The 18,577-nt window shown below is 69.2% G+C and carries 16 protein-coding genes; 5 read left to right on the forward strand and 11 right to left on the reverse strand.

Annotated elements, in window-relative coordinates:
* The first annotated feature begins 180 nt into the window (after positions 1 to 180).
* Positions 181 to 1,824 carry a fatty-acid--CoA ligase FadD1 gene (gene fadD1 / locus BST44_RS14325; protein ID WP_083177763.1) on the forward strand — a complete coding sequence of 548 codons (1,644 nt, stop codon included), beginning with the start codon at positions 181 to 183 and terminating at the stop codon, positions 1,822 to 1,824.
* Here the strand turns inward: fadD1 and BST44_RS14330 are convergent.
* The 9 genes from BST44_RS14330 to BST44_RS14370 all read right to left on the reverse strand — a co-directional run bounded on the left by BST44_RS14330 (position 1,763) and on the right by BST44_RS14370 (position 12,082).
* Entirely contained in the window at positions 1,763 to 2,416 is a 654-nt protein-coding gene (locus tag BST44_RS14330) for a PadR family transcriptional regulator (protein ID WP_083177764.1), read from the reverse strand. The genes fadD1 and BST44_RS14330 overlap by 62 nt on opposite strands.
* Positions 2,417 to 2,423: 7 nt before the next feature.
* Positions 2,424 to 2,846 (reverse strand): Zn-ribbon domain-containing OB-fold protein, encoded by a 423-nt coding sequence (locus BST44_RS14335; RefSeq protein WP_083177765.1) that lies wholly within the window; start codon positions 2,844 to 2,846, stop codon positions 2,424 to 2,426.
* The gene (locus tag BST44_RS14340) at positions 2,843 to 4,003 is read right to left on the reverse strand and encodes a thiolase family protein (protein WP_083177766.1); all 1,161 of its coding nucleotides are present in this window, start codon (positions 4,001 to 4,003) and stop codon (positions 2,843 to 2,845) included. The genes BST44_RS14335 and BST44_RS14340 overlap by 4 nt, the downstream gene beginning before the upstream one ends.
* A gap of 18 nt (positions 4,004 to 4,021) precedes the next feature.
* Positions 4,022 to 4,351 (reverse strand): hypothetical protein, encoded by a 330-nt coding sequence (locus BST44_RS14345; protein WP_083177767.1) that lies wholly within the window; start codon positions 4,349 to 4,351, stop codon positions 4,022 to 4,024.
* Between the two features lies 1 nt (position 4,352).
* Complete coding sequence (locus BST44_RS14350; RefSeq protein ID WP_083177768.1) at positions 4,353 to 6,686, reverse strand: CaiB/BaiF CoA-transferase family protein; 2,334 nt, start codon at positions 6,684 to 6,686, stop codon at positions 4,353 to 4,355.
* A gap of 2 nt (positions 6,687 to 6,688) precedes the next feature.
* Entirely contained in the window at positions 6,689 to 8,026 is a 1,338-nt protein-coding gene (locus tag BST44_RS14355; RefSeq protein ID WP_083177769.1) for an amidohydrolase family protein, read from the reverse strand.
* A gap of 193 nt (positions 8,027 to 8,219) precedes the next feature.
* Positions 8,220 to 8,633: a Zn-ribbon domain-containing OB-fold protein gene (locus tag BST44_RS14360; protein ID WP_083177770.1), complete on the reverse strand. Its 414-nt coding sequence runs from the start codon at positions 8,631 to 8,633 to the stop codon at positions 8,220 to 8,222.
* Between the two features lie 6 nt (positions 8,634 to 8,639).
* Complete coding sequence (locus BST44_RS14365; RefSeq protein ID WP_083177771.1) at positions 8,640 to 9,848, reverse strand: thiolase family protein; 1,209 nt, start codon at positions 9,846 to 9,848, stop codon at positions 8,640 to 8,642.
* 8 nt (positions 9,849 to 9,856) lie between these two features.
* Positions 9,857 to 12,082 carry an acyl-CoA dehydrogenase family protein gene (locus BST44_RS14370; protein ID WP_083177772.1) on the reverse strand — a complete coding sequence of 742 codons (2,226 nt, stop codon included), beginning with the start codon at positions 12,080 to 12,082 and terminating at the stop codon, positions 9,857 to 9,859.
* A 142-nt stretch (positions 12,083 to 12,224) separates the two neighbouring features.
* Here BST44_RS14370 and BST44_RS14375 point away from each other — a divergent pair, with 142 nt between their 5' ends.
* Positions 12,225 to 12,806: a TetR/AcrR family transcriptional regulator gene (locus tag BST44_RS14375; RefSeq protein ID WP_083177773.1), complete on the forward strand. Its 582-nt coding sequence runs from the start codon at positions 12,225 to 12,227 to the stop codon at positions 12,804 to 12,806.
* Positions 12,807 to 12,816: 10 nt separating this feature from the next.
* On the opposite strand, the gene BST44_RS14380 is transcribed toward BST44_RS14375, so the two are convergent.
* Positions 12,817 to 13,401, reverse strand: a complete 585-nt coding sequence (locus tag BST44_RS14380) for a TetR family transcriptional regulator (RefSeq protein WP_083177774.1) — start codon at positions 13,399 to 13,401, stop codon at positions 12,817 to 12,819.
* 61 nt (positions 13,402 to 13,462) lie between these two features.
* Here BST44_RS14380 and BST44_RS14385 point away from each other — a divergent pair, with 61 nt between their 5' ends.
* The gene (locus tag BST44_RS14385; protein ID WP_083177775.1) at positions 13,463 to 14,560 is read left to right on the forward strand and encodes a DUF1214 domain-containing protein; all 1,098 of its coding nucleotides are present in this window, start codon (positions 13,463 to 13,465) and stop codon (positions 14,558 to 14,560) included.
* Positions 14,557 to 15,729, forward strand: coding sequence for a sulfotransferase family protein (locus tag BST44_RS14390; RefSeq protein WP_083177776.1), 1,173 nt, complete (start codon positions 14,557 to 14,559; stop codon positions 15,727 to 15,729). The genes BST44_RS14385 and BST44_RS14390 overlap by 4 nt, the downstream gene beginning before the upstream one ends.
* Before the next feature lie 28 nt (positions 15,730 to 15,757).
* Here BST44_RS14390 and BST44_RS14395 read toward each other — a convergent pair whose 3' ends face one another.
* Positions 15,758 to 16,603 carry a DUF732 domain-containing protein gene (locus tag BST44_RS14395; protein ID WP_083177777.1) on the reverse strand — a complete coding sequence of 282 codons (846 nt, stop codon included), beginning with the start codon at positions 16,601 to 16,603 and terminating at the stop codon, positions 15,758 to 15,760.
* An 891-nt stretch (positions 16,604 to 17,494) separates the two neighbouring features.
* On the opposite strand from BST44_RS14395, the gene BST44_RS14400 reads away from it, so the two are divergent.
* Positions 17,495 to 18,574, forward strand: a complete 1,080-nt coding sequence (locus BST44_RS14400) for a DUF190 domain-containing protein (protein WP_083177778.1) — start codon at positions 17,495 to 17,497, stop codon at positions 18,572 to 18,574.
* Positions 18,575 to 18,577: the final 3 nt, after the last annotated feature.

The raw sequence follows: 18,577 nt of genomic DNA on the forward strand, positions 1-18,577 counted from the left end.
GGGAATCCTTGGAGAAATTGCGATGAAATGTTGCACCGCGTGAGGTCGCGAAGGCTTGGGGTCGCGAGCGTGGGCGGCGCCCACCGACTGCCGCGGTGTGACGGCCTTCGGCCCGCCGCTACCATAAGACGGACCGTCTCGTCTCGCAGTGGCCATGCATAGTGAAGGTGAATCCGATCGATGACTGACGACACGATTCAGGCGCTGCTGCGCAAGCGCTTGTCCGATCCCGGGCTCGCCGTCAAACACCTTGGGCTGCAATGGAGTTGGAGTCGGTACCTGGCCGGGGCGGCGGCGCGGGCGGCGGCCCTGATCGCCGCTGCCGACCCGGGCCGGCCGATGCACGTGGGCGCCCTGCTGGGAAACAACCCCGAGATGCTGGCCCAGATGGCGGCGGCCGGGCTCGGCGGCTACGTGCTGTGCGGCCTGAACACCACGCGGCGAGGCGAGGCGCTCGCCGCCGACATCCGGCGCGCGCACTGCCAGTTCCTGGTCACCGACGCCGAACACCTGCCCCTGCTCGACGGCCTGGACCTGCAGGAAACCCGGATCCTCGACACCTCGGCGCCGGAGTGGGCCGAGTTCGTCAAGGAGGCCGGCGAACTCGTGCCCCATCGGCAGGTCACCGCGATGGACCCGTTCATGATGATCTTCACGTCCGGCACGAGCGGCAACCCGAAGGCAGTGCAGGTTTCCCACCTGATGGCCACCTTCGCCGGCCTCAACCTGGCGCAGCGCTTCGCCCTGACCGAGCGGGACACCTGCTACGTGTCCATGCCCCTGTTCCACTCCAACGCGGTCGTCGCCGGGTGGGCACCCGCGGTGGTTTCCGGCGCCGCGATCGTGCCGGCCAGGTTCTCGGCGAGCAACTTCCTCGATGATGTCCGACACTACGGCGCGACCTACATGAACTACGTCGGCAAGCCGCTCGCCTACATCCTGGCCACCCCGGAACGCGACGACGATGCCGACAACCCGTTGCGCGTCGCCTTCGGCAACGAGGCCAACGACAAGGACATCGAGGAGTTCGCGCGCCGCTTCGGTGTCCAGGTCGAGGACGGCTTCGGCTCCACCGAGAACGCCGTGATGGTGATCCGCGAGCCCGGCACGCCGAAGGGCTCGATCGGCAAAGGGGTGGACGGGGTGGCGATCTACAACAGCGACACCGTCACCGAGTGCGCGGTCGCGCGGTTCGACGCCGACGGCGCACTGACGAATGCCGACGAAGCGATCGGCGAGTTGGTCAACACGGCCGGTTCGGGTTTCTTCACCGGCTACTACAACGACCCCGAAGCCAACGCCGAGCGCATGCGCCACGGCATGTACTGGTCCGGCGATCTCGCCTACCGCGACGCCGAGGGCTGGATCTATCTGGCCGGTCGCACCGCCGACTGGATGCGGGTGGACGGCGAGAACCTTGCCGCGGCGCCTATCGAACGGATCCTGCTGCGGCACAATGCAATCAACCGTGTCGCGGTGTACGCGGTTCCGGACGAGCGGGTCGGCGATCAGGTGATGGCCGCGATCGTCCTCAACGCGGGACACACCCTCGACCCCGACGCGTTCGAGGCGTTCCTCGACGCGCAGCCCGACCTGTCGCCGAAGGCCCGACCGCGCTACGTCCGGATCGCCACGGACCTGCCCAGCACCGCCACCCACAAGGTGCTCAAACGCCAACTGATCGCCGAGGGCACGGCCATCGGTGCGGGGGAAGCGCTGTGGGAGCGCGAGTCGCGCGGCACGGCCTACGCGGTCACGGCGTCTAGCCAGGACCTTGGGGCACTCGGCGGCGGATCTGCCCCTTCGACCGCTTCACCCGTCTGACGGGGTCTCGCGTTGTGCCCGCGGCTATCTCGTCGCGCAGCTGCGCGATGTTGGCGAGCTCGGCGTACAGGCCGCGGATTGCATAGTCCAGGACGGCCAACGAGAACCGCTGATCCGGGTCGTCGCTGATGCCGAGGTCGCGCGACCGCTGCCGTGACCACAACGCCTCGTCCAGCCGCGCCCGGGTCGCCTCCAGGTGCCGGTCCAGCGTGTCCACGATGAGTTCCGGGTCCTCGCCGCGGGCGAGCCAGGTCTTGAGGATGACGGGGTGCTTGACGACCACCTGGTCCTGGCCCGGGAAGTGTTGCACCCAACGGCGCAGCGCGTCGAGCCCTGTGTCGGTGGTCTCGTACAGCGTGATGGCCCGCTTGCCGGACCGGGCGCCGATCTCGCCGACCATGCCGCGCGCCAGCAGGCGGTTCAGCTCGCGCCGCACGTGGCTGACCGACGGGGACCAGTAGAAGTGGCCCACTGATAATTCGGCGCGCATCTTGATCTCACCCGCGGTGAGTTGCTCGTCGTTGGCGGCCAGCACGCCCAGCACCAGGTAGGCGGTCACCGGCAGGCCGTCGCTGGTGTGTCGGGGGCTCACGGCCGGCCTACTCCTGTCCGGTGAAGTACGGCAGCGTCACGTCGGGGCCGACGGCATGAAACTGCACCCGCACGCGCATGCCGATCCGCAACTCCCGCGGCGCCACCCCGACGACGTTGGTCAGCATCTGGTAGCCCTCGTCCAGCGTGACGATCGCCGGCGCGTACGGCGGTTCGAATTCCGCCGTCACCGGCCGGTGCACCACCGTCCAGCTGTAGATCTCGCCGCGGCCCGCGCCGCGCTCCCAGCGCAGCTGCGCCGCAAGGCATTGGCGGCAATGCTCGGTCGGCGGGAAGTTCGCCAACCCACAGGCTTCGCAGCGCTGGTAGCGCAATTCGCCCGACCGGCACCCCTCCCAGAAGGGGAGGCTGAGGTGGCTACTGGCGTGGGGCACCGGTCCGGCCTGTGGGCGCAGGGCATCGGAACTCACCGCGGTTCGTCCCCCAGGATCAGCAGCGTGGTGAACAATGCCCCCGCTCCCCCGTTGCTGCACAACGCGATATGCGCGTCGGGGACCTGAAGCTCGCCGGCCTGGCCGCGCAGCTGCTGGACCGCTCGGATGGCCCGTTGCATCATCTGGGGATTGGAGCCCGCGTGGCTGAACGACATGGTTCCTCCGTCGGTGGTGATGGGGTGGCTGCCGTCGATGGCGATGTGGCCGTCCGCGACGAACGGCCCGCCCTCGCCCTCGCCGCAGAATCCGAAAGCCTCGAGCTGCCGGATGATCTCGAAGGAGAACGGGTCGTACAGCTCCAGCACGTCGACGTCGTCGGGCCGCAGCCCGGCGTGGTCGAACGCGCGCCCGGCCGCACGCCGGCCGACCACACCGTTCACGTGCCGGTCCCGCCGCCCGGTCAAATCCCACGCCGGCGGATGCTGGTAGGAGGGGCCGTGAAAGTCGGCGCCGCTGCCCAAGACGTAGACGGGCTGGCTTGCGCCATCCACTTTTTCGAGGTTGGCCACCACGAGCGCGCACCCGCCTTCGGACGTGGTGGCGCAGTCGAGCAGGTGGAACGGCTCGGCGATGGGCCGGGACCCGGTGATGTCGTCGGGCGCGAAGGGCCCACGCTGGTAGTAGACGGCCTCGGGGTTGCGCGACCCGTTGTTGCGGATGGTCGCGGCGACGATCGAAAGTTGTTCGCGCGTCGTGCCGTAGGTGTGCATGTGCCGGCGCGCGATGAGCGCGAATTCCGCGGTGGTGAACATGCCCCACGGCGCGACGAACTCGTTCTCGGGCCGCGTCCACGGCGCCGTCGCCTCGTGGTCGCGGTACTCGCCGGCCTGGGCGGCCACCAGCACCACCACGTCGGCCATGCCGTGTTCGATGGCGGTGACCGCTTCGGTGACCATGCCGACGCCGAACGCGAGCCCCTGCCAGGCCGGGCCGAGGCGCAGGTCGTAGATGAGCGCGGTGGACAGCGGCCCCGCGCTGATCCCGTCGACGTCCTCGAGGCGCAGGCCCGCGTCGTCGAGGGCGCCGCGGATCGCCTTGAGCGCCAGGCTGCGTGACGTCTCGCCGTCCAGGCGTCGGCCCTGCCGGGTGTTGTGCACCCCGACGATCGCCGCGGTGCGTTTTCTGCCTGCCACTTCGGTGATCCTTCGCGTCTAGTTCTCGTCCGCCACGACACCGAGGTAGGTGCCGACGACGTCGTAGCGTCGCCCGTCGCGGGTGATGGTCCCGATCGTCGTGGTTCGTGCGTCGGTGGACGCCGCGCCCCCGTCCACCACGTCGATGCGCACGTCCACGGGCCGCGCGGTCTGCGGGTCGGTGATCTCGACGACCATCGCCACCGCCCGCTCGTGCTCGTCCCATTCGACGCTGGTGATGCGGTGCCGGGCGGTCAACTCCATCACCACCGAGTCCTCGCGGACCAGAAACCGTACGGGCGCGCATAATTCGCCGGGGCGCGGCGGCACGCACAGGGTGACCGCCATGTCACAGGCCCGCCGGTCGGTCGCTGATGGTCCCCGACCGCGCCAACGCGGACAACTCGTCGTCGCCGCGTCCCAGGAGTCCGGTCAGGACCTCGCCGGTGTGCTGCCCGTACAGCGGCGGCACCCGACGGATCCAGCGCCGGGGCTTGCCGAGAAACGCGAACGGCATCCCCGTACACAGGAACGACCCGGCGACGGGGTGGTCGACGGTTTCCCAGAAGCCCCGCGCGTGCAGGTGCGGATCCCGCAGCAATTCGGGGGCCGGAGTGACCCGCGCCGCGGCCACGCCGGCGGCGCGCAGCGCTTCGACCGCCTCGGCCACCGGTCGCCGGGCCGTCCAGGCGGAGATCAGCTTGTCGGCTTCGTCCGCCTGCTCTCGCCAGTCACCGGCGCGGAGGTCCGGCCGCCCCAGCAGCCGGGCCAGCGCCGTGCGGGCGGCATCGTCCGTCGCGGCCAGGGCGACCCAGTCGTCCTCCCCCCGGCATCGGTAGACCCCTTGCGGGCCGGCGTCCGGCCCGCGGTTCCCGTTGCGCCGCATCGTCACTCCGCTGCGGGAGTATTCGACCAGCATCTCGGCGGCCACATTCAGTGCCGCCTCCACCATGGTGGATTCGACGTGCATGCCGGTCCCGTCCCGGTCGCGGATCGCCAGCGCGGCGACGGCGGCGAAGGCGGCGTGCAGCCCCGCGATCGGGTCGCAGACCCCGCGCGGGATCACCGGGGGGCCGTCGGCGTGTCCGGTCATCCACGCCATCCCGGTCGCCTGCTCCATCGTCTGGGCGAAGCCCACGCGGTCGCGCCAGGGACCGTCCAGGCCGAAGGCGGGCATCCGCACCATGATGGCGCGGGGGTTGGCCTCCCGCACGGCAGCCCAGTCCAGGCCGAAGTTCGCCATCACCCGGGGCGAGAAGTTCTCGATGACGAGATCGCTCGCGGCGATGAGCTCCAGCGCCGTGGCCCGCCCCGCGTCGGTGCTCAGTTCGATGCTGACGCCACGCTTGTTGTTGTTGCTGCACAGGAAGACCGGGCCCCATTCCCACCACTGGTCCCATGTCGGCGGGCGGCCGGCGGAAAAGCGCATGCCGTCGGGCCGGCGGACCCCCTCGACCTTGATCACGTCGGCGCCCAGGGTGCCCAGCAGTTGGGTGGCGACCGGTCCCGCCCAGAACGCGGTGAAGTCGGTGATCCGGGTGTCGGCCAACGGCAGTGCGTCGGCGTCGGCGACGGCGGTCGGACGGGATCGCGGCGGCCAGTGGACCTTACCGTTGTCCGCGCCCAGTCCGGGGGCCCGCCCGGGGGGCCGGGTCGCCATCGCGCCGCTGCGATATGGCACCCTCGGCTGCAACACCCCCGCCTCCGATTGAACGAACACGCCGCGCTGCACGAAATGGTCGATCGCGGGTAGCATTTCGGGCGTCGCGATCGGGGCCACCGGGATCCGGAAGCCGACCGCGAGGTCGACGACCTCCCGCGTGGTGCGGGCCCGGGTCCATCGCGTGACCGTGTCGAGGAACTCGTCGCGGCGGGCGACCCGGCCGTCGAACGAGGCGAGTTCGGCGTCGTCGAGCAGGTCAGCGCGATCGATCAGGACCAGGAAGTCCTGGAACTGCTGGGCGGTGATCGTGCAGAAACCGACCATCCCGTCGGCGGTGGGGACGATCGACGGCAGCTCCAGACTGCGTTGCCCCAAAAGCGAATCCGCCCCCAGCACGCTGGCCGACATGGCGGACAGTCCGCCCATCGCGATCACCATCGCCTCGTACGTGGAGACGTCGACGATCTCGCCGCGGCCGCTGCGCGCGGCATGCCGCGCGGTCGCTGCGGCCACCGCCGCCGCAAAGGTGCCGGCCAGCCACTCGCCGAGCTGGCCGCCGGCCTGCACCGGCTCGTCCTCCGGCCAGCCGCGGCCGGCCGTCGAGCCGCACAACGCCTGCAGGATGAACTCGTTGGCGATCACGCGATCGTCGACGTAGGGGCCCGTGGTGCCGAACGGCGTCACGGCGACGACCACGGCCGCGGCGCCGGTGTGGGCCGTGATGTCGTGGAGCGTCCAGCCGTCGGTCAGGTCGGTCAGCACGACGTCGGCGCCGGCCAGCAGGTCGGTGACCTCCGGCCGGCCAATGTTGGCCACGGACTTCTTGCTCGCGGCCAGGTAGCCGAACAGCGCGCCGGGCGGCCCACCGGCGGATCGACCCCGCAGCGAATCCCCCTGCGCTGATTCGACTTTCACCACGTCGGCGCCCGCGTCGGCGAACATCTTGCCGCAGTAGGACACCGCGATCCCGTTCGACAGCTCCAGCACGCGCCAGTCCTCGAACGGCGCCCGGGCTGCCACCCTCAGTTGCCCAGGCTGGTGGCGCGCCCCGCGATCCCGCCGGCTTCCGCCGTCACCTGGGACTGCAGGGCGAACTGGGTCATCCGGGTCCACGCGTCGCGATCACGCTGGCTCGCCCGGCGGCCCACGTGTGTCACCACGTCGACGTCGGTGGCCTGGGCGCGCAGGGAACCGGCCCGGGCCCGTTCCTTCGGGATGTGCCGGAACGGATCGAACGAGTAGGCGGCCATGGCGTTTTCGTGGGTGATCTTGTCGATGACGGCGTCGCCGAGGTGCCCCATGGTCTCGATGACGTCCTCGGGTGCGAACGGCCAGTTGCTGTCGGAATGGGGGAAGTCGGACTCCCAGCACAGCATGTCCTCGTTGAACCACTCCATGTTGCGCACGCCGACCTTGTCGCTGATGAAGCACGTGTAGAAGTGGCGTTTGAAGACGTCGGCGGGCCCGCTGTAGCCGGGCGGGAACTTCGCCAGCGTCCAGCCCGAATGGCGGTTGTAGACGTGCTCGGCCCGCCACAGGAAGTACGGGATCCAGCCGACGTCGCCCTCGGTGAGGGAGAACTTCAGCTGCGAGAAGTCCGCCCAGAACTCGGCCCAGATCAGCTCGGTGAAGGTGAACATGCTCATCATCGACGACGCCGTCATCTGCACGCTGGGCGGCGCGTCGCTCGACACCTGGGGGGAACGCGAGGCAGAACCCACATGCGTGCACAGCACCGTCTTGTTGTCACACACGGCCTCGAACAACGGGTACCAGTACCTGGTGTGAATGCTGGGCATCTGCAACGCTTCCGGGTTCTCCGAGAAAGTCACCGCGTGGCAGCCCTTGCCGGCGAGGCGGTTGACCTCCTTGGCCGCCTCCGTCACGTCGAACAGCGGCAGGATGCCGCAGGGGATGAACCGGCCCGGGTAGGCCGCGCACCACTCGTCGATGTGCCAATCGTTGTAGGCCTTGATCATCACCAGGTTGACGTCGCGGTCGGGGCCCTGGTTGAGCACCTGGCCGGAGAAGCCGGTGAAGTTCGGGAAGTTCAGGCCGGCCAGCTGCCCGCCGGCGTTCATGTCGCGGATCCGCTCGTCCACGTTGAAGCAGCCGGGCCGCATCTCGTCGTAGCGGGAGGCGTCGATGTTGTACATCTCCCGGGGCTTTCCCGCCACCGCGTTCAAACCCATGTTCCGACCGCGGACCTCGCCGTAGTACCACTGCTGGACGCCGTCGGGTTCGGTGACCACCCGGGGTGCGCGGTCCCGGTATTTCGCGGGGACGTGCGCGTCGAACATGTCGGCGGGCTCGGCAATGTGGTCGTCCACGCTGATCAGGATCAAGTCGTCCTTGTGCATGCCGCGCTCCTCACCGATACAGTGACTAGTAGACAATGGCGCCGATCGCAGTGTCAACGGTGCGCGTCGGTCTAAATCCGCGGCTAAACGGCTGCATCGCAATGCCACGTCACGCTGGAGGCAGCCCGGTCTACACCGTGGGTTGGCGGCCAGCGGTCCGCGAAATGGCGACTAATAGTCGCCTACCGGGATGTCAGCCGGCGGGCTCGTAGCGCAGCATTGTGACGTCGTCCGCCGGGTAGTCGAAGAACACCGGCCGCACCCGCATCCCGATCCGCAGATCGGCGGGGTCGACGTTGACCATCTCGGTGGAAAACCTTGGCCCCTCGTCCCATTCGACGATGGCCAGCAGCTGGGGGACCGCGTCGGCGAAGTGCGGGCTGACCGGCCGCCGCGCCACGGTGTAGGAATACAACGTCCCCATCCCGGAGATCTCACGCCACTCCAGGTCGTCAGCCAGGGTGCGCGGGGCGCGCACCCGCGGGTAGAACACGTAGCTTCCCAGCGAGGGCGAGTACTGGATTACGATGCGGTGCTGCGCCAACGCGTCCCAAAACGGGGCGCTGGTGGGGGTTTTGACGGGCATCGGGCGCTCGAAGGTGGCCATGTCCGATCAATCCCCCTCGAGGATGAGCGTCGTCTGTTCCGACAGGATTCCGCCGTTGCCGGACACGAAGGCGCGATGACAGTCGGCGACCTGCGCCGCACCCGCGCGACCCATGATCTGGCGGGTGGCGTCGCAGACGTGGTGCATGCCGCCGGCGAGTCCGGCCTGGCCGAAACCCAGTTGCCCGCCCGCGGTGTTGAGCGGGAAGTCGCCGCGGAAGGTCAGGTCATGGCCGGCGACGAATTCCATGCCCTTGCCCTTCTCGCAGAAGCCCGCGTCCTCCAGCGACAGCAGCACGGTGATGGTGTAGCAGTCGTAGATCGACACCATGTCCATCTGCGCGCGACTCAGCTCAGTCATGGCGAACGCGGTATCGGCGGCCTCCGCGATCGGGGTGCACAGCAGATCCTTGGCGTACGTCGGGGTCTTGAACGGCACGTGTTCGCCGAATCCCTTGACCCACACCGGGCGATGGCGCGCGCGCCTGGCGAGGTCGGCATTGGCGACGACGACCGCGGCGCCCCCGACACAGGGCATGACGATCTCCAGCATGTGCAGGGGGTCGGCGATCACCGGGCTGGCCAGGACGTCGTCGACGGTGAGCGGCTTGTCCTTCCAGATGGCACCCTCGGTGTGGTTGGCGTTGAACCGCGTGTCGACGACGATCTTGGCCATCGCCCGCTCGTCGTAGCCGTAGACCGCCGCGTAGCGCTGGGCGACCTGCCCGTACGGGCCGTTCTGGCCGAGGTTGCCGTAGGGAATCTCGAATTCGGCTTGGGGAGAGCCGTATTGATTGCTCGACGACCCGAAGAACATCGCGTCGACCATAGGTCTGGGCTTCTTCTTCGATGAGGGCGTGATGTAGCGGGCCGGCAACGCGCACAAGACCGCGTCACAGATGCCCAGTTCGATCGCCGCGGCCGCGCGCCAGACCATGGCTGCCGCGCTCGCCCCGCCGAGGTCGACGTGTTCGGCGAATCGCGCTCCTACGCCGAGGTATTCGGCGATGGTCGACGGCACGAAGATTTCCGACTCGGCCAGGTGCGATGCCACGATCCCGTCGACGACGTCACCGGGCAGCCCGGCATTCTCGAGTGCGGCCGCGGACAATTCCGCCCACTGTTCGATCGCGAACGGCGCGAGCGACGCCTTGTTGAGCCGCTCGGGCGGCAGCTCGACATAGCCGACGATCGCGGCCTCACCGCGTAATCCCATGTACAGTCCTACTTTCGGGGTAGCCCGAGGATCATCTGGGCGATGATGTTCAACTGGATCTCCCGGGTGCCGCCGCCGATCAGCTCGGCGGGCAGGTGCAGGTAGCGCTCCACGACGTCGGGGTCGGCATCGGCGACCATGGCCGTGCGCCCGGTCAACCGTAGGGTGGCCTCGAAGGTTCTGCGCAGCAGCTCGTTCATCGCCACCTTGGCGATGCTGGACGCCGGCCCCGACGCCTGGCCGTCGAGCAGCCGGATGGTTTCCCGCACACCCAGCGCCTTGATGGCGTTGGCGTAGGCGTCGAGTTCGCCGAGCGAGCGCAGCGCGTCGTCGCGGTCCGGTCCCGGTTGCGCCGCGAGCCGGCGCAGCGCGGACGCCCGGTCGAACTTCACGTAACCGCTGATGGCCGAACGCTCTTCGGCCATGGTGGCGATCGCCAGGTTCCAGCCGTCGTTGGGGGCGCCCAGCAACATCTCGTCGGGGACGAAGACGTCGTCGAGGAACACCTCGTTGAAGTGAGCCTGCCCGGTGGCGGTTTTGATCGGCTGGATTTCGATGCCGGGCGAGCGCATATCCAGGATGAAGTAACCGATGCCACGGTGTTTGGCGGCTTCGGGATCGGTGCGCGCCAGCAGGGCGCCGAGGTCGGCGTACTGCGCCAACGACGTCCAGATCTTGTGGCCGTTGATCCGCCAACCGCCGTCGACCTTGGTCGCCCGGGTTGCCAGCGACGCGAGGTCGGAGCCGGCGCCCGGCTCGCTGAACAGCTGGCACCAATGGATCTCGCCGCGCTGGGTCGGCGGAATCAGCTTTTCTTGCAAGTCTGTCGGTGCCGCGGCCAGCACCGAGGGCAGGATCCACTCGGCGATGTTCAGCGACGGCCGGACCAGACCGGGTCGCTTGGCGAACTCTTCGTCGATGATGAGCTGCTTGAGGGGACCCGCATCCACGCCCCACGGCGCCGGCCAGTGCGGCGCGATCAGGCCGGCATCGGCCAGCAACGTCCGCTGAGGGCCGGAGGCCTGGTCCGGGTAGTCGCCGTGCGGTGCCGGTTGGTCGTTGCGCAACTGCATTGCGGCGTCGAGGGTCTCGGCCACCCAGGACCGGAAGTGCGATTCCGCGTCGCCCAGGTCGACCGACATGTCGCGCTGCTGGGTGCAGGTCAGCTGCCCCAGGCGCCGGGCCCAGCGATTCGCCGGGCCGATCGATGCCGCGAGGCTGATCGCCCGCCGCCAGTACAGGTGCAGGTCGTGCTCCCAGGTGAAGCCGATGGCGCCGAACATGGTCAACGCGTCGAGGACGAGGTCGGGCACCGGCGAGATCGCGATCACCGCCGCACCGGCGGAGGCCATGCGGTGCTGGTCGATCGGCTCGTCGGCGGCGCGCACGGCGTCCCAGGCCGCGGCGGTGGTCAGCTCGCTGCTGACCAACAGCATCGCGGCGTTGTGCTGCAACGCCTGGAAGGTCCCGATCACCTTGCCGAACTGTTCCCGGATGCGCAGGTGTGCGGTGACCGCTTCGACAGACCACTGCACGATGCCGGCCATCGCGCTGGCCAGCAGGCCCAGCGTGACGCACCGCGCGCGGTCGGCATCGATGCCGCTGAGCACCTCGGAGCCGGCCGCGCGGTAGGCGTCCAGCCGCAACACCCCGGCATCGGCGACGAGGTCGGTACTGTTCACGGCTTCGGTTCTCGCGGTCGGCTTTTCGGCGTCGACGACCACCCAGACCAGCGCGTCGTCCTCATCGCGCGCGGCCACGAGAACCGTCCGCGCCGCGCACACGCCCGCGGTCACCTCCGACGCCCCGGTGACCAGCCATCCCCCGCCGTCGGGACGCGCGCTGAAGTCGCCGTCGCCGGGGAGCACGACGGCGGCGGTGGCGCCGGCGGCCAGGTCGCGCAGCAACGCTTCGGCGGCCGGCGTCGCATCGGCCAGCAAGGCGACCGCTCCCGCCGCGACGGTCGGCAGCAGCGGCCCGGGCAACAGCGCCTTGCCCGAAGCCTCGATGACGCAGGCCGCGTCGATCAGCCGGCCGCCCTGACCGCCCAGGCTTTCGGGCAGGTGCACGGCATGAAACCCGTTGCCGACCAGAGCCTCCCACCACGGCGGCCTGCGCCCCGCCGCGAGGGCGTCGAAGCTGTCGCGGGTGGCGGCGATGGGCGCGTGCCGGGCGGCGAACTGCCCGACGGCAACGCTGAGTTCCTGCTGCTCCGGGCTCAGTCCGAGGGTCACGATGCCGGCCGAGAGGTGACTAAGGTTGGCCGCACCGACTGCTATCCTTCCGACTTACAAGACGGACCGTCTCGTCTTGTGGCAGACTACCGGCGGTAGTCGGGCGATGTAAAGCGGGCCCCCGCGCAGTGAGGACCACCAGATGCCAAGCGATCTCACCCAGGTGGGCCCGCCCAGGCGCCGCAGCGAGAAGTCCCGCACGGCGATCGTCACCGCCACGCGCGAGCTGCTTCTCGAGCGCGGATTCGACGGCCTGACCATCGAGGCGGTCGCCGCTCGGGCCAGAGTGGGCAAGCAGACCATCTATCGGTGGTGGCCCAGCCGCCCGGCGCTGGTCGCCGACGTCATGCTCGAGGACGCCGACAAGCTGCTGGCGTCGGTAGCCCACACCGGCGACCTGGCAACCGACCTGGTGGGCTGGGTGGGCAAGCTGGTCACCAGCCTGACGACGGCCCGCGGCTCCGCCATGTTGCGGACGCTGACCGTCGCCGGCATGGAACACGAGGAGACCGCCGTGCGGCTGCGGGCCGGCTTCAGCGCGCCGCTGCACGAGAGCGTGCGGGCGCGGCTGGTCGCCGAGGGCATTGCCGCCGCCACCGCCGAGTCGGCCGCGGACGCGATCGTCGGCGGCGTGGTGTATCCGATCCTTTCCGGCGCCCAGCCCTACTCGCGGCGCCGCGCCGAGCGCACGACGCGGCTCATCGTGGACGCGCTCAAAGGTTGACACCGGCCGATCACCCGACCGTGATCGCCGCCAGCCCCTGACCGACGCGGTCCGGTAGGGAGCCCCCGTGGCTGAGCCAGTCATCGAGGGCAATGCGCACCGTCGCCATCGCCAGCGCACCGATGAGCCGCGGCCTGGGGTCCTGGGGCGCCAATCGCGGCAGCCGCGGCGCGACGAGCTCGGCGATCGCCAGTTCGTACCGCACGTAGATGTGCAGCGTCCAGGCGTCCAGTGTCTCCGAAGACCTTGTCAGCACGGCCAATTCACGAATCTGGTCTTCGATGTCGGCGAACCCGCCGGCGAGCTCCGCGAAGGCCCCGGTGACCGCGTCGGTGGCGTTCAGGTGATCGGGCTGGGCCGCCAGGGCGGTGGTGATGCGGTTGAGCCAGTGGACGGTCATGCCCTCGGCGACGGCGTCTTCCTTGGAGTTGAAGTAGCGGAAGAAGGTGGCCCGCCCGATGTCGGCCTGGTCGGCGATGCGATCGATCGTCGTGCCCGCCAGGCCGCGATCGGCGACCAGCTGGGCGGCGACGGCGGCGATGCGCCGGCGCATCGCCGTGCGCTTCCGTTCGGCCAGCGACGTCGTGGCAACCATTCCCCCCCCTTTCCCCGCGAATCGACGCCTAGATCGTAAGACATAGTCTTAGCATGAGACGATGTCTCAGCATCCCGGTTCGTCCGATCAGCACGGCCCAGCGGCGCGCGCCGCGTGGCAGTTCTTCCAGCAGATGCTTGCCGACGTCACCAAGGTCGTGACCGAGGACGCCGAGTCCGAGCGCGAATTGCTCGAGGGGCTGCGGCTGATCGCCCGAATTTCCTCGCTGTGCGCGCAGATGTCGGTCGAGTCCGACGCCGAGCGGCCCACCTTCTTCGATATGTGTTCGGAGAACCGCATGGTCGGCGGGCCCAACCCCGACGGCAACTACTACCTGGCGATGATTCGCGGGGACCGGAGCTACCGGATCACCGGGTCCCGCGGCACCAGCGCCTACCTCGGGGTACAGATCCTGGCCGGCACCGGCCTCACGCCGCGCCGCATGGCGGCCTACGTCAGCGACGTCGACCTGGCTCTGAGCGCCGGCGAATTCGCGCTCGTGCTCGCGGCGGACGAGCCATCCGATCTGGCCGGCGGGCAGTGGGTGAAGATTCCCGACGACGCTTCGTCCGTCGTGGTCCGCGAGTACATCGGCGACCGTGCGCGCGAGGAGCTGGCCGCGCTGCGGATCGAGGCGCTGGATCCCGGCCCGCTGACGCCGCTGACCGACAGCGGGCTCGCCGACCAGTTCACCGCGATGGCCTGGTCGCTGATGAAGCTCGCGACGCTGCACCGCACCATCCGGCCCGAATTGCTAGACGCGCCAAACTCATTGGTGACGGCCGAGGCCGCCAACCTGGGCTCCGCCGATACCACGCCGGACAACCTGTACATGCTCGGGACCTACCGGCTCGACCCCGATGAGGCCCTGGTGCTCGACATCGATCCCCCCGACACCCGGTACTGGAACGTCACGCTGGAAAGCATCTGGCACGAGTGCCTGGAGCCGCGCGTCCGGCACAGCTCGGTGACGAATCGCGGCGTGCTGCCCGACGCGGACGGGCGGGTGCGAATCGCGATCTCCGCCAAGGATTTAGGCGTGGGACACTGGCTCGACACCGGCGGCAGACATCGTGGCTTCGTCGTCCTGCGCTGGCTGGACAACCCCAGCCCACCCGATGTGAGGGTGTCGGTGCGCCGATGTGAGGAGCCGGTATGACCCTGCGTGACCGCTTCGCCCCCGAACGGCTCATCGCCGCCGCCTGCGAGGAGGCCGGCAGCGACGACTTCGGCGCCGAGGGGTGGCGGCCCGGCCTGCACCGCCTCACCGACGGGCTGATCAACGACGCCCGGCTGTCCGACATCGGCGTGGAGATCGCCCACCTCGACATCATGCGGGCACTCAAGAACCGTCTCGGGGTGACCGCCTGGCGCAAGCAACATCCCGAGATCGCCGCCGAACCGGTTGCGGCGCCGATCTTCATCGTCGGCCAGCCGCGCACCGGAACGACGATCCTCTACGACCTGCTTGCCCAGGATCCGGGGCTGCGCGCCCCGCTGACGTGGGAGGTCGACGAGCCCTGCCCGGTGCCGCGGCCGGAGACCTATCACGACGATCCGCGCATCGCGCAGACACAGGCAAGCATCGACATGTCCGAACAGATCATGCCGGGGTTCCTGGCGTTTCATCCGATGGGCGCGCTCGTCGGGCAGGAGTGCGTGCGCATCACGGCCGGCGAGTTCGTCAGCATGATCTTTTCGGTGCAGTACCGCCTGCCGAACTACTATCGCTGGCTGCTCTACGAGGCGGACCACGCGGGCGCCTACCGCTATCACCGGATTTTTCTGCAGCACTTGCAATCCGGAGTCCCGGGCCAGTGGTTGCTCAAGTCCCCCGCGCACCTGTGGCAGCTCGACACGCTGCTGGCCGAATACCCCGACGCGCTGATCGTGCAGACCCATCGCGACCCGCTCAACGTCATCTCGTCGATCGCCGCGCTGACCCACCACCTGCGCCGGATGTGCAGCGACGAGTCCAGCGTCGCCGAGTGCGCGGCCCAGTCCTACGAGGAGATCGCCGTCGGCCTGGAGCGCGAGATGGCGTTGCGGGACAGCGGGGCGGTGCCCGCGGACCGGGTGATCGACGTGCAGTACAGCGACTTCGTCAATGACCCGTGGACCACGATCAAGGACATCTACCAGCGGCTGGATCGCGAGCTGCGGCCCGACGCCGAGCAGAAGATGCGTGGCTTCCTCGCCGCCCACCCCGGTGACGGCGGGCGCGGCCGCTACACCTGGTCGGACACCGGCCTGCCAGAGGGCGAGGTGCGGGAGCGGGTGCGCGCCTATCAGGAGCGCTACGGGGTGCCGACCGAAACGCTGCGATGAGGCGGCACCCCGCGTCCGGTTGTGGGAGCTAGGGTGCGAGCCTGACGAAGCCGGGCCCCATGGGGGGAGCCGGCGGCGGGGGCGGTGCGGGCGCCGGCGCCGGCGCGACCGGACCGCCACCACTGGTGCTCCCACCTCCGTTGCCGCCGGCGGGCGCCCCCGGCACGGGACGAACCGCGGGCGGCTTCACCTGCTGCGGCGGGGATGGCGCCTGCTGCGGTGGCGGGGTCAGCCGTTTGGGTACACGCGGCGCCGCGATCAGCTTGGGCGGAGTCCGCAGATGGTCGGCCGGCGGCGGCGGCGGAATCGGCGGCGGGCTCGGCGGGGTCATGTCGCCGGAGGGAAGCGGTCCGATCAGCGAAACGGGCGCCGTCGCACGCCGTCCCACGACACCGACGCTTGTCGGCGGTTGACCCGGTTCGTATGCAGCGGCGGGCACGTACCCGGCGGTGGCTCGCGTCGGCTCGTACGAAGCGGGCGCCGGATGCGCCACGATGGACGTGATTTTGCTCTGATCGTTTGGGCAATAGGCCTCGACCGACGCGGTGATGAACCGGACCATGGTGGATTCGAGGCGGGCCGGGGGGTAGCTGCGCTCGGCCGGATCCTTGGCGTACGCATGGTTCACCATCGTGCTCACGACGGTGCGCGCCGGAATGCCGCGATCAAGCACGAGACAAATTTTGTGGGCTGTGCTGATCAGGCTTGGCACGCCCTCGAGGGCGGGGATGTCCTCCTGGTTGAGCAGCGCCTTGAAGAGGTCGTCCTGGTTTGGGTCGGCCGTTGCTGCGGCGCCGCGCAGAACCGCGCCGCCGGTGAGCACCACGACGGTGGCGACGACAGCGCTGAGGTGGCCAGTGATGCGGGTGAACATGGGGAGTTTCCGTTTCTGGTAGTGCCGTCGACTGACGGGGTTCGAATCATGAATTGCGCCGCGCGCGTGGGTTGTCTGGTCGAGCTCTCCGGCGCGGCGCGAAATCGGTGAGCAATGGGCTCACCTCAATCGTTGACGCGCAAAGCATTTGGATGCCACAGCGCTGAATCGCCGCTCTGACGAGTCGCTGGCGGCGGACGCCAACGCACCGATCAGTGGCCAATCTCAGAACCGCTTCGCGGCAGGGCAACCCGGAAAGTAGGGCGAGGCAGACCTCGTCCATTCCGCCAGATCCCAACAGTCGCTGGATGCAGTCTCCAGCAGTGGGCACGCCGTTTGGACACGGCATGCTTCAAGCGTAGCGCCGCCCTTCCGGCCTGGGTGGGCATGTCCTGAGTCTCAGCTGCAAACTCGCTGTCAGCCGCCAAGCGAAGGATCGTTTCGGTCGCGAAACCTCAGCGGGCCGAGGCTCATTCGCTATGTCGGTGTCCTCGAGGGGCCTGCCGGGCACCCGGGGTGGGAGCGGCCTGCGAAGGGGGTCTCGACTGCCGCTCGGCATGTCGGCCACAGCCGCAATGCATTTCGCACTCGGGCTTCGGCAGCACGCCGCCGAGCGTTCCGGCGCGGCACTGGTTGGCAGCCCGGTTCGATCGCCGCTCCGCACACGGTTCGTCCCCAGCTACCGAGCTGATGGCGACCGAAGGCGGCCTCCCGATAGATACGCCAACACCCGGTGAGAGGCTGCCCCACCGGGCGACAAGCCGGCGCAGCCATCGGCCGCCGGCACAACGCGTAAGATCACCGCAAAGGCGCCGGGACAACGTCGGCGGAGGGTTGCCTGCTGCCACCGACGCGCGAAGACTCCTGCACCGCAACGCGTTAGGAGCGGCCATGGACGAAGACTGTTTGAAGCTCACCACGTATCTGGCCGAGCGCCGGCGCACCGAGCAGGGCTTCCTTTCCGATGTGCTGCTCGACCTCTACGCGCGACATCGCGTCGCCTGCGGCGTGGTGCTGCGCGGCATCGGCGGCTTCGGCAGCGGACGTCACCTGAGAACCGACGAATCGTTGTCGTTGTCCGAAGATCCGCCCGTCGCGATCATCGCCGTCGACACGAGGACGAAGATGGAAGCCTTGCTCGAACCGGTGCTCGCCATCAAGCAGCGCGGCCTGGTCACCTTGGAGCGGGCGCGGCTGCTGCGCGACGGCATCGCGCCGCTGCCACTCCCCGAGGAGTTGCGGGAAGCCGTCAAGCTGACCGTGTACGTCGGCCGCAAGGAACGTGTCAACGGCTCCCCCGCCTACGTCGCCGTCTGCGATCTGCTGCACCGGCGCCGGATAGCCGGCGCATCGGTACTACTGGGGGTCGACGGCGTCACCGACGGGCAACGGCACCGGGCGCGCTTCTTCGGCCGCAACGCCGATGTGCCGATGATGATCGTCGCCGTCGGTTTCGCCGAGCGCATCGGCGCGGTGCTGCCGGAGCTGGCGGAGCTGCTCCACCAACCCTTGGTCACGCTCGAGCGGGTCCGCGTGTGCAAACGCGACGGCGCACTCCTGGAACGGCCGCACGTGTTGCCGGGGGTTGACGAACGCGGTCTGCCGCTGTGGCAGAAGTTGACCGTCTACACCTCGGAGTCCGCCCTGCACGACGGGGTACCGATTCATCGCGCGATCGTGCAGCGACTCCGCCAGCGCGAATCACCCGACGGCGCGACGGTGGTGCGCGGCATCTGGGGATATCACGGCGATCATCGACCGCACGGTGACAAGTTCTTCTCGCTACGTCGCCGCGTCCCCGTGCTGACCACAGTCATCGACACCCCGGCCCACACCGCCGAATCCTTCGATGTGATCGACGAATTGACCCGCGAGGAGGGGCTGGTGACGAGCGAGATGGTGCCCGCGGTGGTGTCGGACGAGGACGACACCGACGAGGGCCCGCCGCGCATGGCCCACCACCGCTACTAGGTA

The sequence above is a fragment of the Mycobacterium scrofulaceum genome, from assembly GCF_002086735.1.
Classification (GTDB): Bacteria; Actinomycetota; Actinomycetes; order Mycobacteriales; family Mycobacteriaceae; genus Mycobacterium; species Mycobacterium scrofulaceum.